The organism is Serratia quinivorans, from assembly GCF_052113645.1.
GTDB classification, from domain to species: Bacteria; Pseudomonadota; Gammaproteobacteria; order Enterobacterales; family Enterobacteriaceae; genus Serratia; species Serratia quinivorans_B.
Window position 1 is genome coordinate 38,493 of sequence record NZ_JBIEIU010000022.1, and the last position, 14,734, is coordinate 53,226.

At 55.5% G+C, this 14,734-nt stretch carries 12 protein-coding genes and 5 tRNA genes; 8 read left to right on the forward strand and 9 right to left on the reverse strand.

Annotated elements, in window-relative coordinates; genetic code table 11:
• Positions 1–8 precede the first annotated feature (8 nt).
• Entirely contained in the window at positions 9–974 is a 966-nt protein-coding gene (gene glk / locus ACGS9J_RS24870) for a glucokinase (RefSeq protein WP_442233306.1), read from the reverse strand.
• 342 nt (positions 975–1,316) lie between these two features.
• Here glk and ACGS9J_RS24875 point away from each other — a divergent pair, with 342 nt between their 5' ends.
• Positions 1,317–2,564, forward strand: a complete 1,248-nt coding sequence (locus ACGS9J_RS24875; protein WP_442233294.1) for an ion channel protein — start codon at positions 1,317–1,319, stop codon at positions 2,562–2,564.
• Here the strand turns inward: ACGS9J_RS24875 and ACGS9J_RS24880 are convergent.
• Both ACGS9J_RS24880 and ACGS9J_RS24885 read right to left on the reverse strand, forming a co-directional pair.
• The gene (locus ACGS9J_RS24880) at positions 2,561–3,253 is read right to left on the reverse strand and encodes an aspartate/glutamate racemase family protein (RefSeq protein WP_442233295.1); all 693 of its coding nucleotides are present in this window, start codon (positions 3,251–3,253) and stop codon (positions 2,561–2,563) included. The two genes, ACGS9J_RS24875 and ACGS9J_RS24880, sit on opposite strands and share 4 nt — an antisense overlap.
• A gap of 67 nt (positions 3,254–3,320) precedes the next feature.
• Positions 3,321–3,773 carry a multidrug/biocide efflux PACE transporter gene (locus tag ACGS9J_RS24885; RefSeq protein ID WP_442233296.1) on the reverse strand — a complete coding sequence of 151 codons (453 nt, stop codon included), beginning with the start codon at positions 3,771–3,773 and terminating at the stop codon, positions 3,321–3,323.
• A 157-nt stretch (positions 3,774–3,930) separates the two neighbouring features.
• Here ACGS9J_RS24885 and ACGS9J_RS24890 point away from each other — a divergent pair, with 157 nt between their 5' ends.
• Positions 3,931–4,821, forward strand: coding sequence for a LysR family transcriptional regulator (locus ACGS9J_RS24890; protein ID WP_442233297.1), 891 nt, complete (start codon positions 3,931–3,933; stop codon positions 4,819–4,821).
• On the opposite strand, the gene ACGS9J_RS24895 is transcribed toward ACGS9J_RS24890, so the two are convergent.
• Positions 4,797–6,458: an alpha-keto acid decarboxylase family protein gene (locus ACGS9J_RS24895; protein ID WP_442233298.1), complete on the reverse strand. Its 1,662-nt coding sequence runs from the start codon at positions 6,456–6,458 to the stop codon at positions 4,797–4,799. The genes ACGS9J_RS24890 and ACGS9J_RS24895 overlap by 25 nt on opposite strands.
• 248 nt (positions 6,459–6,706) lie before the next feature.
• Between ACGS9J_RS24895 and mgrA the strand changes: the two genes are divergently transcribed.
• Both mgrA and ACGS9J_RS24905 read left to right on the forward strand, forming a co-directional pair.
• Positions 6,707–7,696, forward strand: coding sequence for an L-glyceraldehyde 3-phosphate reductase (mgrA, locus tag ACGS9J_RS24900; RefSeq protein ID WP_442233299.1), 990 nt, complete (start codon positions 6,707–6,709; stop codon positions 7,694–7,696).
• A gap of 215 nt (positions 7,697–7,911) precedes the next feature.
• Positions 7,912–8,313 (forward strand): DUF2502 domain-containing protein, encoded by a 402-nt coding sequence (locus ACGS9J_RS24905; protein ID WP_442233300.1) that lies wholly within the window; start codon positions 7,912–7,914, stop codon positions 8,311–8,313.
• A gap of 44 nt (positions 8,314–8,357) precedes the next feature.
• On the opposite strand, the gene ACGS9J_RS24910 is transcribed toward ACGS9J_RS24905, so the two are convergent.
• Positions 8,358–9,590: an Nramp family divalent metal transporter gene (locus ACGS9J_RS24910; RefSeq protein WP_442233301.1), complete on the reverse strand. Its 1,233-nt coding sequence runs from the start codon at positions 9,588–9,590 to the stop codon at positions 8,358–8,360.
• 378 nt (positions 9,591–9,968) lie between these two features.
• Between ACGS9J_RS24910 and ACGS9J_RS24915 the strand changes: the two genes are divergently transcribed.
• A complete protein-coding gene (locus ACGS9J_RS24915) occupies positions 9,969–11,156 on the forward strand; it encodes a NupC/NupG family nucleoside CNT transporter (protein WP_414072770.1) in 1,188 nt (395 codons plus the stop codon).
• A 118-nt stretch (positions 11,157–11,274) separates the two neighbouring features.
• Here ACGS9J_RS24915 and ACGS9J_RS24920 read toward each other — a convergent pair.
• The 3 genes from ACGS9J_RS24920 to ACGS9J_RS24930 form a co-directional block, all read right to left on the reverse strand.
• Positions 11,275–11,350, reverse strand: a tRNA-Ala gene (locus ACGS9J_RS24920).
• Between the two features lie 60 nt (positions 11,351–11,410).
• A tRNA-Ala gene (locus ACGS9J_RS24925) sits at positions 11,411–11,486 on the reverse strand.
• 60 nt (positions 11,487–11,546) lie between these two features.
• Positions 11,547–11,622 (reverse strand) — tRNA-Ala (locus tag ACGS9J_RS24930).
• Between the two features lie 308 nt (positions 11,623–11,930).
• Between ACGS9J_RS24930 and ACGS9J_RS24935 the strand changes: the two genes are divergently transcribed.
• The gene (locus ACGS9J_RS24935; RefSeq protein ID WP_442233302.1) at positions 11,931–12,716 is read left to right on the forward strand and encodes a formate/nitrite transporter family protein; all 786 of its coding nucleotides are present in this window, start codon (positions 11,931–11,933) and stop codon (positions 12,714–12,716) included.
• A 117-nt stretch (positions 12,717–12,833) separates the two neighbouring features.
• Here ACGS9J_RS24935 and gltX read toward each other — a convergent pair whose 3' ends face one another.
• Positions 12,834–14,249 (reverse strand): glutamate--tRNA ligase, encoded by a 1,416-nt coding sequence (gltX, locus tag ACGS9J_RS24940; RefSeq protein WP_442233303.1) that lies wholly within the window; start codon positions 14,247–14,249, stop codon positions 12,834–12,836.
• A 292-nt stretch (positions 14,250–14,541) separates the two neighbouring features.
• Between gltX and ACGS9J_RS24945 the strand changes: the two genes are divergently transcribed.
• Positions 14,542–14,617: transfer RNA gene (locus tag ACGS9J_RS24945), tRNA-Val, on the forward strand.
• Between the two features lie 40 nt (positions 14,618–14,657).
• Positions 14,658–14,733, forward strand: a tRNA-Val gene (locus ACGS9J_RS24950).
• Position 14,734: the final 1 nt, after the last annotated feature.

Below are 14,734 nucleotides of genomic sequence, written 5' to 3' on the forward strand. Positions count from 1 at the left end.
GCATCAGGTTACAGATGCATGCCCAACGTTTGGCGCAGGTGGGCACCGGCACCCAGCAAGCCCGGCTGGCCATGGGTGATCATGAATACCGGGATCTCACGTACATAATCTTTGAAACGCCCTTTATCCTCGAACGCCGCACGGAAACCAGAGGCTTTAAAGAACTCCATAAAGCGCGGCACAATGCCCCCGGCAATGTAAACGCCGCCAAAGGTTCCCAGGTTCAACGCCAGGTTCCCGCCGAACCGGCCCAAAATAACGCAGAACAGCGACAGAGCGCGGCGACAATCGATGCAGCTGTCGGCCAGCGCTCGCTCGGTAATGTCCTTCGGCTCCAGTTTTTCCGGCAGGCGGTTATCCGACTTGACGATGGCGCGATAAAGGTTGACCAGGCCCGGCCCGGACAAGACGCGCTCGGCGGAAACGTGCCCCACTTCGGCGCGCAACACCTCCAGAATGATGTCCTCTTCTTCGCTGTTCGGCGCAAAATCCACGTGGCCGCCCTCACCCGGCAGGCTCACCCAGCGGCGGTTAACGTGCACAAGGTGCGCTACCCCCAGACCGGTACCGGCACCGTAGACTGCAATCGGTTTGCCTTTCTGCGCGCTGCCGCCGCCGAACTGCAACACGTCGTCCTGCGACAGCATCGGGATCGCCATCGACACGGCGGTAAAATCATTAATCACTTCCAGATGGTTCAATCCCAGATTGGCCTTCATCTCTTTAATCGAGAACGCCCAGGTATGATTGGTCATGGCAACCCAGTCTTCGGTGACCGGGCAGGCAATCGCGATACAGGCGTCTTGCACCTGAATATCATGCTCTTGCACGTATTGACGGATCACCGCTTCCAGACTGTCAAACTCCAGGCCGGAATAGGTTTTCGCCTGGGTAATCTCACCCGTCGCCACAGTGCACAACGCCAGGCGGGCATTAGTGCCGCCTACATCACCTACGAGGGCATAGGTCATCAGTATCTTCTCCGCAAAATGAATAATAGAAAGCTGCCCACACTGTAAAATCCCGCTGCAAAAACAACAATCACCATCCTTCACGCTGCCATCCATTAGCGATCCAGATCACAAAAAACGTTTCAGCCCGACCGTTTCATGCCGATTTGAAACAAATTGCGGCAAAAAACGCACCGCCGTGGCTGTTAACCGTCATCACTCAAAGGCACTATTAACCCGTTGTGAACCTGGCCCAGCCGGAAATTTCTTTGCGTGCCTGCCTGGCGATTGTCTGGCAAGCTGGCGCTATAACCCAATCACCCGTTCGCCCTGCCAGCCAGAGGGCCATTGACAAGGGATCCCCGCATGTTGCACCCGCGCGCCAATGCCATGTTGGCTTTCGCTCTGCCAGCTCTCGTTATCGGTTCTGCCTCAAGTTTGGTGCTCATTCTGGTGATGAAGTTCGCCGAGGCGCTGCAACGGCTGCTCTGGGTCAATGTTCCCGCGGCGTTGAATATCGACACTCACTCCCCCTGGTGGTTAATCGGCATGTTGACGCTGACCGGCGTCGCCGTCGGCTTGATTATCCGCTATCTTCCCGGACATGCCGGGCCGGATCCGGCGACCGAGTCGTTGATCGGTATGCCGTTGCCGCTGGCGGCAGTCCCCGGACTGGGGCTGGCGCTGATTATTGGCCTGGCGGGTGGCGTCAGTTTGGGGCCGGAAAACCCGATCACCGCCATCAATATTGCTCTGGTGGTGGCGGCAGGCTCGCGTTTGCTGCCTAAAGTACCGCGCATGGACTGGATTATTCTCGCGGCGGCCGGCACCATCGGCGCGCTGTTTGGCACCCCGGTTGCCGCGGCGCTGATCTTTTCGCAAACCCTGGCGGGCAACAATGATGTGCCGCTGTGGGACCGGCTGTTCGCTCCGCTGATGGCGGCGGCGGCCGGGACGGTCACCACCCAGCTATTTTTCACCCCGAATTTCTCGCTGCAAATTGATGCCTATGCCGCCACCCGGCTGGCGGATATTTTCAGCGGCTCGATCGTCGCCCTGATCGCCATCGCGCTGGGCATGGTGGCGGTGTGGAGCTTTCCGCACGTCCATCGCCTGTTCCACTCGCTTAAAAATCCGGTGCTGATGCTGGGGTTAGGCGGCTTTGTGCTGGGGCTGCTGGCGCTGATCGGCGGCGAAATCACGCTGTTTAAAGGGCTGGATGAAATGAAGCGGCTGGCAATTGGCGAGAATTTCTCCGTCACCGAGCTGCTGCTGATTACGCTGACCAAACTGGCGGCGCTGGTGATTGCCGCTGCCAGTGGCTTTCGCGGCGGACGCATCTTCCCGGCGGTGTTTGTGGGCGTAGCCCTGGGGCTGATGTTGCATCAGCACGTCCCGGCAGTGCCCGCGGCCATCACCGTCTCTTGCGCGATTATGGGGTTAGTGCTGGTGGTCACGCGTGACGGCTGGCTCAGCCTGTTTATGGCCGTTGCGGTGGTGCCGGAACTGCACCTGTTGCCGGTGTTGTGCATCGTGATGCTGCCCGCCTGGTTGGTACTGGCGGGCAAACCGCTGATGCTGGTGGGCAAACGCCAACCGCCCCACGAGGATTAGGCGAGCGCGTATTCCGCTGCGGCGCGCGCATGGATCTCGGTGGTATCAAATACCGGCACCGATGCATCTTGCGCGCTGACCAGCAGGCCAATCTCGGTACAGCCGAAAATAATGCCCTGTGCGCCCTGTTGCTCCAGGTCGCCGATAATGCGGCGATACTCATCGCGCGACCCATCGCGGATTTTGCCCAGGCACAGCTCTTCATAAATAATGCGGTGCACGATGTCGCGATCGGCGGCGACCGGGGTGACCACCTCAATGCCGTACTTTTCCTGCAGCCGTCCGCGATAGAACTCCTGCTCCATGGTAAAGCGGGTGCCAAGCAACCCAACGCGACGAATGTCCTGTTGGCGCACTTGCAGCGCCGTGGCGTCGGCGATGTGGATCAGCGGTAAACCGCTGGCCTGCTCAACCGCATCCGCCACCTTGTGCATGGTGTTGGTGCAAATGACAATGGCCTGCGCACCGGCGGCGCGTAGAGAGGCGGCGGCGTCAGCCAACAAGCGTCCTGCGCCGTCCCAGTCGCCCTGATGCTGCAGGCGTTCCACCTCGTGAAAATCGACGCTGTAGAGCACGATTTTAGCCGAATGCAGACCGCCCAACTGTTGCTTAACCTGTTCGTTGATCATGCGGTAATAAGGAATGGTCGATTCCCAACTCATGCCGCCCAACAGACCCAACACTTTCATCGTTCGCTCCCCTGTCCATTGCCGTAATACTTCGACATTACCTGAGAATCGAAGCGATGACGACGGCTTATTTCGCACCGGAATTAGCCGGCTGGCGCGTCTCGAACCAACGCTGACGCAGCGTATCGTAGGCCCAGTTATAGACCATGGTGTACGGCAGGAAGAACAGGAAGAAACCGAGCTCCAGCATAAAGGCCTGGACGAAAGAAATATTCAGCATCCAGGCGGCAATCGGCACACCGATCAGCACAAAACCGGCCTCAAAACCCAGCGCGTGGAACACCCGCACTTTAAGGTTACGCACCACGCGGCTCACCGGCCACAGACGGTCAAATACGGTGTTATAAATCATGTTCCACACCATGGCGACGGTAGATAACATCACCGCCAACGCACCGACCTGTACCATCGAACGGTTGAGCAGCCAGGCGCCCAACGGGGCGCAAATCATCACGGCAATAGCTTCGAAACCGATGGCGTGGACGATACGTTCAATGAAAGACTTGTTTTGCAGTTGCATACATCACCTGTTTTTTTACCTTATGAATTTGCAGGGGCGCGCAAGTCACGCCCGTATTAATCGGAGCGAGTTTATTCGCCTCCTCCGAAAACAAGGTGATTATCATCTGATTTTTAGGTAGGTTAAAGATAGGTTCCATCGATAAAGTAGATACATTATGCGCTATTCCCCCGAAGCTTTGCTGGCGTTTGTCGAGGCAGCCGCCCTTGGCTCTTTCTCTGCCGCGGCCCGTAAACTGCGCAAAAGCCAGTCGACCATCAGCACCGCGATCGCCAACCTGGAGGCCGATCTCGGTTTGATCCTGTTCGATCGCCAGGCACGGCAACCCGTGTTAACCGCCGCCGGCCACAAAGTGCTGGGCCATGTGCAGGAGATACTCGCAGCCAGCGAACGGCTGGACGCACTGAGCATTCGGCTGGCGGATAATATTGAGCCACGCCTCAGCCTGGTGTTTTCCGATACCTACCAACCGAAACACCATGACCGACTGATGCATCTGTTCGAACAGCGCTATCAGGATATCGAACTGGAATGGATGATCGCCGAAGACGGCGACGTCCTCGATCTGTTGCAAAGCGGCCGCGCGCATCTCGGTATGGTGGAAGTTCAGGCCAGCTACCCGCCGGACATCGGCTTTGCGCGCCTGCCGGAACAGACGGAAATGGGATTGTTCATCGCGCATACGCACCCGCTGGCACAGACGGCCTCGCCGACGCCTGAACAACTGTCGAGCACCCGCCAACTGATCTTGAACACCTATAGCGGCGCTGAAACTGCCCGCTCTGGCGGCCGGGTGTGGTCCGCCCCCAGCTACCTGCTGTTGCTGGAAATGGCGGAACAAGGGTTCGGCTGGGCGGTACTGCCGAACTGGCTGGTAAAACAATATGGGCGTGACAAATTAACCGAACTCAAACCACGGGGCTGGCCGAAACTGATTTCAGTCGATGCGGTATGGTCCAAGTTGACCCCGCCGGGACCGGCGGGGTATTGGCTGCTGGAGCGCCTGTTGGAAAGCGAGCAGGATCAGGCCGCCGCGTTGCGTAACTGAAGGGCGCGCGAGATGGTATCCAGCAGTTCGGGAATATCCATCTTCGGCAGTACTACTTCAATAAAGGCCAACTGTGGGCTGTCGGCCACTTCGCTCAGTGCCTGCCGCAACTGTTCCGGCTCGGTTACGCGTAGCGCTTTCACCTGATGTTCGCCGCCCAACGCTTGCGGCACCTGGGTCCAGTTCCACTGGGCGATGTCGTTATAACGCTGTTGCGGGCCGTGGATCGCCCGCTCAATGGTGTATCCGTCATTATTCAGCAGGAAAATCACCGGCTTCAACCCATCACGCAGCATCGATCCCAATTCCTGCACGGTCAGTTGCGCCGAACCATCGCCGATCAACAGTATCACTCGCCGATCCGGCTCCGCTGTCTGTGCACCGAACGCCGCCGGCAAGGTGTAACCGATGGATCCCCACAGTGCCTGGACGACAAAACGACAGCCTTGCGGCAGGCTCAGCGATGCCGCGCCAAAACAGGCAGAGCCTTGTTCGGCGAACAGGATATCGCCCGGCCGCAGAAAATCCTGTATCTGTTGCCAAAAACCGTGCTGATCCAGGCCACTGCCGTTCGGATCCGGCAACACCGAGCGTTTGATGTCCGGCAGTTGCCATTGTTTTGCCAGTGACAACGTTAACTGGTGTAACGCGATGACCGCGTCGCGCATCGGGATTTGGCTAAACACCTGCTGCCCTACACGCGCTTCAAATGGCTGAATATCAATGCATTTCTCCGCAGGAAGATGCTGACTGAAACCGGCGGTAATGGTATCGGTAAAGCGGACCCCAACGTTGATCACCACGTCGGCGTTCTCAATCAGTTGTTTCACCTGTGGCTCGCTGGCCGCACCGACGTAGGTCCCGGTAAAACAGGCATGGGTTTCATCCAACACGCTCTTGCCCAGCAACATGGTCGAATGCGGCATATCCACTTCGTTCATCCACTGTTCCAGCACCCTTTCGGCCCCGAAGCGCTCAGCCAGAAAATCCGCCAGCAGAGAAACTCGCCGGGCCGGCAACAGGATTTCGCGCGCGGCGCCAATAAAGGCTTGCAGCGAAGCCTGGGAAAGATTGGCCTGCCGTAGCATCAGCGGGGCCGGCCGAGACACCAGCGGCGCTTCCGCCACATCGCTCGGCAACAGCAGATAGACCGGACGGCGCTCAAACAACGCCGTGGTCAGCAGACGATCGATTTCCCCCTCGGCGTTGTCGGCGGTGAGGCTGGCCTGCGCGACGGTCACCTCTTTCGCCATACGGGCAAAGTGGCCAAAATCCCCATCGCCCAGGGAGTGATGCAGCAACTCCCCGGCCCGTTGCGCACGCAGCGCCGGGGCACCCACCACGTGGATCACCGGCAGATATTCGGCGTAACTGCCGGCAATACCGTTGACCGCGCTCAGTTCGCCTACGCCAAAGGTGGTCAATAGGGCGGCGGCAGGTTTGCAGCGCGCGTAACCGTCTGCGGCATAGGCGGCATTGAGTTCGTTGGCACACCCCACCCAGGTGATTTGCGGATGGTCGATCACATGATCGAGAAACTGCAGATTGTAGTCCCCGGGCACGCCAAAGAAGTGCCGGATGCCGATCTGAGCCAAACGATCGAGTAGGTAATCAGCCACCGTATAGTTTTTACTCATGATCATCACCTGCCAAAGGTTAAGATTTTCAGTATTAAGTATCGGAGATGTTGTATAAATTTCGAGCTTTATGTTTAAAAGGTGACTGGAAACCCTGCGTTACATCTACGCACCCTTGGCTGGCATAAGGGATACCTCATAAGCAGTATTTATAATGCCCTGAGGGCTAAGCGTGATCGACGGCTCTGACAAACCGTGTGAAAGCGCATACACTAAAATTCATTTCACCTCTGCTGAAAAGGGTTCGTATGCGCTACCAGGCTGATTCTTCGCGCTATCAAAATATGGAATACCGCCGCTGCGGCCGTAGCGGCCTGAAGCTCCCGGCAATTTCACTCGGTTTATGGCATAACTTTGGCGACACCACGCTGCATGACAATGCGCGCAAGCTGATCCACTGTGCGTTCGATCTCGGCATTACCCACTTTGATCTGGCCAACAACTATGGCCCGCCTCCCGGTTCCGCCGAGGAAAACTTCGGCCGCATTCTCAACGCGGATCTCAAGCCCTGGCGCGATGAACTGATCATCTCCTCAAAAGCCGGTTACACCATGTGGCCTGGGCCTTATGGCGATTGGGGATCGAAAAAGCATCTGGTCGCCAGTCTGAACCAAAGCCTGCAACGGATGGGGCTGGAATACGTGGATATCTTCTATCACCACCGTCCGGATCCGGATACGCCGCTGGAAGAAACCATGGCCGCGCTGGACTTGCTGGTGCGTCAGGGCAAAGCGCTGTACGTCGGGTTGTCCAACTATCCTGCCGACCGCGCGCGCCAGGCGTTCAGCATTCTGCAGCAGCTCGGCACGCCCTGCGTGATCCACCAACCGAAATACTCCATGTTCGAACGCTGGGTCGAGCCAGAGTTACTGGATACGCTGGAAGAGCATGGCGTGGGCTCCATCGCCTTCTCACCGCTGGCCGGCGGCCTGTTGACCGATCGCTATTTGCATGGCATTCCGCAAGATTCACGCGCCGCGGGCAGCAGCCAATTCCTGCAACCGGGGCAGCTCACCGAAGATAAATTGGAAAAAGTACGCGGGCTTAATGCTCTGGCGCAACAACGTGGGCAGAAGCTGTCGCAGATGGCGCTGGCCTGGGTATTGCGCGGCGATCGCGTCACTTCGGCACTGATTGGCGCCAGCAAAACCAGCCAGATCGAAGACGCCGTCGGCATGTTGGCGAACCCTACCTTTAGCGAGGATGAGATTGCGCAGATCGAGCAGATATTAATGTAATCGCTTACAATTATCGCCGGTTTCCCGCCGGCGATACCCTTTAATCGCGCCAGACAAATCTTAAATCACTCCCCCTGCCCCGTTTTTAAGAATGCTGCTAAGATTCAGCCCTATTCGCAAAGGCTAATATGCCGATATTGCAGGTAAAACTATAAGGCCGTTTTAGCTTCATTATTATAAAACCGGCCAAGCCGCTGCGGCGGAAAGGAGAATTCATGTTTAAACCTCTGTTATTGGCCGCCCTGTTGGTGGCATCAACGGTACCTGCCATACAGCAGGCACAGGCTGAAGGTCTCAGTATCAATCTGATGCCGGGCGTCTCATTACGTATCGGTGAAGAAGATAACCGCGGCCGCTACTGGGACGGTTATGACTGGCGCGATCGTGACTGGTGGCAGGGCCATCAGGGACGCTACCTGGGCGAACGCAATCGCCGGGGCTACAACTGGGATGGTTATCGCTGGCGCGACAACGATTACTGGCGCAAGCATTATTACTATCATGAGGGGCGCTACCGTAAATACGATAAGCACTACTATAAGCATCATGAAAAGCATCACGGGAAAGGCCGACGTCATGATGACCGCGATCATCGCCATCATGACCACGATGACTGACAGCAAAAGGCCGGCATTCGCCGGCCTTTTCGTTTTGTACCCGATCACAAAATGCTGTTGACCAACAGGTAACCATTCAGCCCAACCACCACCAGCACAATCAATTTACCGACCGTCTGTATACTGCGGCTGTTCACCATGTCCCCCATCAGTTCACGGTTGCCGGTGAACGACAGCAACGGCACCAGCGCCAGTGCAATACCGAAACTCAGCAGCACCTGGCTCAGCACCAGAATACGCGTCGCATCCATTCCCATCATAATGACGATAAACGACGGCAACATAGTCACCACGCGACGGACCCACAGTGGAATGTAAAAACGCACAAACCCCTGCATGACGACCTGCCCTGCCAACGTCCCCACCACGGTGGAGGATAACCCTGCGGCAACCAGACTCAGCCCGAAAATGGTCGCTGCCGCCTGACCCAACAGCGGTTGCAGCGTCAGATAAGCCTGATCGAGATCGGCAATGCCGCTGTGGCCATTAAAGTGGAAAGCCGCGGCGGCGGTGGCCATCATCGCCAGGTTCACAAACCCGGCAATGGTCATGGCAATCGCGACATCGACCTTGGTGGCGGCGTAGCGATCGGCTTTTGAATTCTCGTCGCCAGTCTGCGTTAGCGACGAATGCAGATAAATCACGTGCGGCATAATGGTGGCGCCAAGCACCCCGGCGGCCAGGAATACCGCATCACCATTCGGCAGATCCGGTATCGCCATGCCTTTCAACAACGGCTCCAACTGCGGTTGGGAAAATACCAGTTCCACCATATAGGCCGCGGCGACAAACAGCAGCAAACCGCCGATCACCATTTCCAGCGGTTTCTGCCCGCGTTTTTGCAGCATCAGGATCAGGAAGGTCGCAATACCGGTCAGGATCGCCCCCTCCAGCAGCGTCACGCCCAACAACAGTTTGAAGCCGATCGCCGCGCCGATAAACTCGGCCAGATCGGTAGCCATAGCGATAATTTCAGCCTGAACCCAATAGGCCCAAACCGCCGGGCGCGGGAAACGATCGCGAATATGTTCCGCCAGGTTTTTACCGGTAGCAATACCAAGCTTGGCGGATAACAGCTGGATCAACATCGCCATGACGTTGGCCCACACCACAACCCACAACAGGGTGTAGCCAAAAGAAGCGCCGGCCTGGATGTTGGTGGCAAAATTGCCGGGGTCAATATAGCCGATGGCCGCAATAAATGCGGGGCCCATCAAGGAAAGTTTAACCTTCCTGGAAGGGCGACTAGTGGTCTCAACCACATCACTGTTCAGCATGCTCTGAACCCTTACTTCTAATAAGCCTGGGGTTATTTTATGTAAATGATAATAATTATCAAGTGCATTTAGAGCGGTAGTACTTATCTCTGCAATAGAGAATAACCACGGGTTTAACGAAAGGTTTGGCGGGTAAATGAACATTTTCCGCACTCTGCCGCGCCCCATTCAGCGCACCGCGCCGTTTGAAATCAATTCGGCTCAGGAATAGGAATTTCATATGGTTCTATTAAGCTCTTGATTTTTTATGCTTTACCGTACTAGTTTAAGATGTTTCCCACTATGATTTTCCATATTTGCAATGAAGCTCTCGTTTTTAAACGTGGCGTTACATAAAATGACATCCGAAATTCAGCCTGCCTCAAGTTTGGAGCAAACATGTCCCATATTGCGCACTTTGCGTTGGCGTTAGTGGTCGTTGCGATCCTGGCACTTTTAGTGTGCCGCGATCGTAAAAGCATCCGCATTCGCTACGTTATTCAACTGTTGGTTATTGAAGTACTGCTGGCCTATTTTTTCCTGCATTCGGAAGCGGGTTTAGGCTTTGTAAAAGGATTTGCCGCGCTGTTTGACAAGCTGCTCGGGTTTGCTGGGCAAGGGACTGAATTTGTATTCGGCGGTATGGGCGACAAAGGTCTGGCCTTCTTCTTCCTGAAAGTACTGTGCCCAATCGTCTTTATCTCTGCGCTGATCGGTATTCTGCAATACATTAAAGTTCTGCCGTTTATCATCCGCATTATTGGTACCGTACTGTCAAAAGTAAACGGTATGGGCAAGCTGGAGTCATTCAACGCCGTCAGCTCGCTGATCCTGGGCCAGTCTGAAAACTTCATCGCCTATAAAGATATCCTGGGCAAGATGTCGGAAAAGCGCATGTACACCATGGCGGCAACCGCGATGTCCACGGTTTCCATGTCCATCGTCGGCGCTTACATGACCATGCTGGACGCCAAGTTTGTGGTAGCGGCGCTGGTACTGAACATGTTCAGCACCTTTATTGTGCTGTCATTGGTGAACCCGTATGACACCAGTAAAGAAGAAGAGCTGCATCTGGGCAACCTGCATGAAGGCCAGAGCTTCTTCGAAATGCTGGGTGAGTACATTCTGGCGGGTTTCAAAGTTGCGATTATCGTTGCTGCGATGCTGATCGGCTTTATCGCCCTGATCGCCGCGCTTAATGGCCTGTTCAGCGCCATCTTCGGCCTGAGCTTCCAGGAAATCCTGGGCTACTTCTTCTATCCATTCGCCTGGATTATGGGTATTCCCAAGCACGAAGCGTTGCAGGTTGGCAGCATCATGGCAACCAAGCTGGTTTCCAACGAATTCGTGGCGATGATGGAGCTGCAGAAAATCTCTGCTGAACTCTCTCCACGCAGTATGGGTATTCTGTCCGTGTTCCTGGTTTCCTTCGCCAACTTCTCTTCCATCGGTATTGTGGCCGGTGCGATTAAAGGGCTGAATGAGCATCAGGGCAACGTGGTTTCCCGCTTTGGTCTGAAGCTGGTTTACGGTTCAACGCTGGTCAGCATCCTGTCTGCGTCCATCGCAGGCCTGGTTCTGGGCTAAGCTTAAAAGCCAGTCATGTAAAGGTCGCTTCGGCGGCCTTTTTTATTGCCTGCGATTCAGCTGTGGGAAGGAATGACAGAAAGCAAAAAGCCGACCCTGAGGTCGGCTTTTTAAATGGTGGTGGAGCTAGACGGGATCGAACCGTCGACCTCTTGCATGCCATGCAAGCGCTCTCCCAGCTGAGCTATAGCCCCACAAAAGTGGTACGCTTTAACCGGCGTTACGGTCATCACCAACCCTTCTGAGATAAAGGTTGGTGGAGCTAGACGGGATCGAACCGTCGACCTCTTGCATGCCATGCAAGCGCTCTCCCAGCTGAGCTATAGCCCCACAAAAGTGGTACGCTTTAACCGGCGTTACGGTCATCACCAACCCTTCTGAGATAAAGGTTGGTGGAGCTAGACGGGATCGAACCGTCGACCTCTTGCATGCCATGCAAGCGCTCTCCCAGCTGAGCTATAGCCCCAATCCACAATCACGAAATCCTGTGAACGGGGCGCATGATATGAAACCCCTGAAACACTGTCAACGGCTAAATTGAATTACTCGATCAAGCGCTGAAAAAGCCGCCAAATCAGAACGTTTCACGCTAAAAAATCGCCATGACGGATAAAAATCAGCCGCTACTGGGCTTACTTCACAAAAAACAAAAAACCTTATCCATTGTGTTGCTTTTTAATTAACGGAATGTTAGCGAAATACCCTTGAGTCATCCCCCTCACAGGCATAGACTTCCCCGCGTCGTAAATCCCACAACAATAAACCGAGTCAGTTATGTCGTTGCATTCACCAAAAGAAATCGCTGCGTTAGCCATTCAGGCCGGCGTAAACAAAAGTCGGGCGTCACTCGCCAATCTGCTTATTCTGGGCTTTCTCGCCGGCGCCTTTATCGCGACCGGCTTCCTGCTGGATATCCACGTTATCGGCACCCTTCCAGCCGAATGGGGCTCCTTCGGCGCATTGCTGGGCGCGGCCGTCTTCCCGATAGGACTGATCCTGACGATTCTGGCCGGCGGCGAGTTGCTGACCGGCAATATGATGACCTTGCCTATCGCTTGGTTTGCCCGCCAAATATCGCTGTTCGCCATTGTGCGCAATTGGTTCTGGGTCACGCTGGCCAACTTCGCCGGTAGCCTGGCCGTCGCCTATTTCTTCGGTCACCTGCTTGGCCTGACCGAAGGCGCATTTCTGCACAAAACCCTGTCCATCGCACAAGCCAAAGTGGATGCCGACTTCCTGCACGCCTTTATTTCCGGCGTCGGTTGCAATTGGTTGGTGTGTTTGGCGGTGTGGCTGGCCTTTGCCAGCAAGGACGTACCGGGCAAAGTGATTGGCATGTGGTTCCCGGTGATGGCCTTTGTCGCCATCGGCTTTCAACACGTGGTGGCAAACATGTTTATTATTCCGGCCGCCATCTTTGCGGGCGGTTTAAGCTGGAGCCAGTTCCTGCCCAACTTCACGGCCGTGTTCCTCGGTAACGCGCTGGGCGGCGCAGGCTTCGTCGGCCTGATGTACTTCCTCGCTTACCGCCCCGCCGTTCCGGCCAGTGAACAGGCCTGATGTACTTCCTCGCTTACCGCCCCGCCGTTCCGGCCAGTGAACAGGCCTGATCGATATCGATAAAAAAAGCCCCGGGATTGCTCCTCGGGGCTTTTTCATTTATGGGTCCAGAAACTATCAGGCCTGAGCTTCACGCCCAGCGATGTAAGCCAGCGCCAGATCGATGCGCTGCAAAGAACGCGCCTGACCGATAGCATGCACGGTCACGTCCATGCCCGGTGACTGACCGGCACCAGTGACCGCTACGCGCAGCGGCATGCCGACCTTGCCCATGCCTACGCCCAGCTCATCTGCCGTGCCCTGAATAGCGTCATGCACGTTTTCCGGCGTCCAGGCAGTAATCGCCGCCAATTTGGCGCGCACCGCTTCCAGCGGCTGACGAGCAACCGGACGCAGATGTTTCTTGGCCGCATCAGCGTCAAACTCGCTGAAGTCTTCGTAGAAGTAACGGCAAGACTCCGCCATTTCCTTCAACGTTTTGCAGCGCTCGCCCAGCAGCTTGACGATATCTTTCAGCTCTGGACCATTGCGGGTTTCGATGCCCAGCTGTTCAACATGCCACGCCAGATACACGGCAACTTCTTCGGCCGGCATATGGTTAATGTAATGGTGGTTCAACCATTGCAGTTTTTCGGTATTGAAGGCGCTGGCAGATTTGTTGATCGCTTCCAGAGTGAAGAATTCTTTCATCTCATCAATAGAGAAGATTTCCTGGTCGCCATGAGACCAGCCCAAACGCACCAAATAGTTCAGCAGCGCCTGCGGCAGGTAACCGTCGTCGCGGTACTGCATCACGCCCACGGCACCGTGGCGTTTGGACAGCTTTTTGCCGTCGTCGCCAAGGATCATAGAAACGTGCGCGTATTCCGGTACCGGTGCGCCCAGCGCTTTCAGAATGTTGATCTGACGCGGGGTGTTGTTGATGTGGTCTTCGCCGCGGATCACATGGGTGATTTCCATATCCCAGTCGTCGATCACTACGCAGAAGTTATAGGTCGGCGCACCGTCGGTACGACGAATGATCAGGTCATCCAGTTCCTGGTTGCTGAACTCGATTGGGCCACGGATCTTGTCATCGAAGATCACCGAGCCTTCCTGCGGGTTACGGAAACGCACCACGTGCGGCTCGTCGTCGGTGTGGCTGCATTGGCTGTCACGGCAGTGACCGTCGTAACGCGGTTTTTCACCGTTTTCCATCTGCTTTTCACGCAGCGCTTCCAGACGTTCCTTCGAGCAATAGCATTTATAGGCAGTTCCCTGCACCAGCATGTCGTCAATTACCGCGTTATAGCGGTCAAAACGCTTGGTCTGGAAGTACGGGCCTTCGTCCCAATCCAGGTTTAACCAGTTCATGCCATCCATAATTGCGTCGATAGCATCCTGGGTTGAGCGTTCCAGATCGGTATCTTCGATACGCAGAACGAATTCACCGCCCAAATGGCGAGTGAATAACCAGGAGTAAAGCGCAGTACGGGCGCCACCGACGTGAAGATAGCCGGTTGGGCTCGGTGCAAAACGGGTTTTGATTTTCATTGGGTTCACTGCCTTATTACGCAACGCATGTCAGCGGTTGCCGACGATTGCTCGGAATTTAAAAAAGTGGGCGACATTGTATCACCACGCGCTAATTCCTCAACGCTGACACGATATTGCCACACCGGCTTTCGTCATCTCTGCGGCGCTTTTCGCATAACAATGTGCAAAGAATCATCATTGCAGGCGATAAATATCGCATCCTGTTTAAATTTGCGGCGAACGGTTGAAATCATTTTAAAAACCGTTGACTCACTTTCAACTATCCCTATAATGCGACTCCAACAAGACGGGGCGATTAGCTCAGTTGGTAGAGCATCTCCTTTACACGGAGGGGGTCGGCGGTTCGAGCCCGTCATCGCCCACCATCTTGTTGAGCAGTAAAGCAGTAAGAAATGAGAAGAATGAGGGTGATTAGCTCAGTTGGTAGAGCATCTCCTTTACACGGAGGGGGTCGGCGGTTCGAGCCCGTCATCACCCACCAC

What these genes read in the sequence shown, in the direction of transcription:
- gltX (WP_442233303.1), bottom strand. Translation starts at nt 14,249, where the DNA reads ATGAAAATCAAAACCCGTTTTGCACCGAGCCCAACCGGCTATCTTCAC.
- ACGS9J_RS24910 (WP_442233301.1), bottom strand. Translation starts at nt 9,590, where the DNA reads ATGCTGAACAGTGATGTGGTTGAGACCACTAGTCGCCCTTCCAGGAAG.
- ACGS9J_RS24890 (WP_442233297.1), top strand. Translation starts at nt 3,931, where the DNA reads ATGCGCTATTCCCCCGAAGCTTTGCTGGCGTTTGTCGAGGCAGCCGCC.
- ACGS9J_RS24935 (WP_442233302.1), top strand. Translation starts at nt 11,931, where the DNA reads ATGTCGTTGCATTCACCAAAAGAAATCGCTGCGTTAGCCATTCAGGCC.
- mgrA (WP_442233299.1), top strand. Translation starts at nt 6,707, where the DNA reads ATGCGCTACCAGGCTGATTCTTCGCGCTATCAAAATATGGAATACCGC.
- ACGS9J_RS24915 (WP_414072770.1), top strand. Translation starts at nt 9,969, where the DNA reads ATGTCCCATATTGCGCACTTTGCGTTGGCGTTAGTGGTCGTTGCGATC.
- ACGS9J_RS24885 (WP_442233296.1), bottom strand. Translation starts at nt 3,773, where the DNA reads ATGCAACTGCAAAACAAGTCTTTCATTGAACGTATCGTCCACGCCATC.
- ACGS9J_RS24880 (WP_442233295.1), bottom strand. Translation starts at nt 3,253, where the DNA reads ATGAAAGTGTTGGGTCTGTTGGGCGGCATGAGTTGGGAATCGACCATT.
- ACGS9J_RS24905 (WP_442233300.1), top strand. Translation starts at nt 7,912, where the DNA reads ATGTTTAAACCTCTGTTATTGGCCGCCCTGTTGGTGGCATCAACGGTA.
- ACGS9J_RS24895 (WP_442233298.1), bottom strand. Translation starts at nt 6,458, where the DNA reads ATGAGTAAAAACTATACGGTGGCTGATTACCTACTCGATCGTTTGGCT.
- ACGS9J_RS24875 (WP_442233294.1), top strand. Translation starts at nt 1,317, where the DNA reads ATGTTGCACCCGCGCGCCAATGCCATGTTGGCTTTCGCTCTGCCAGCT.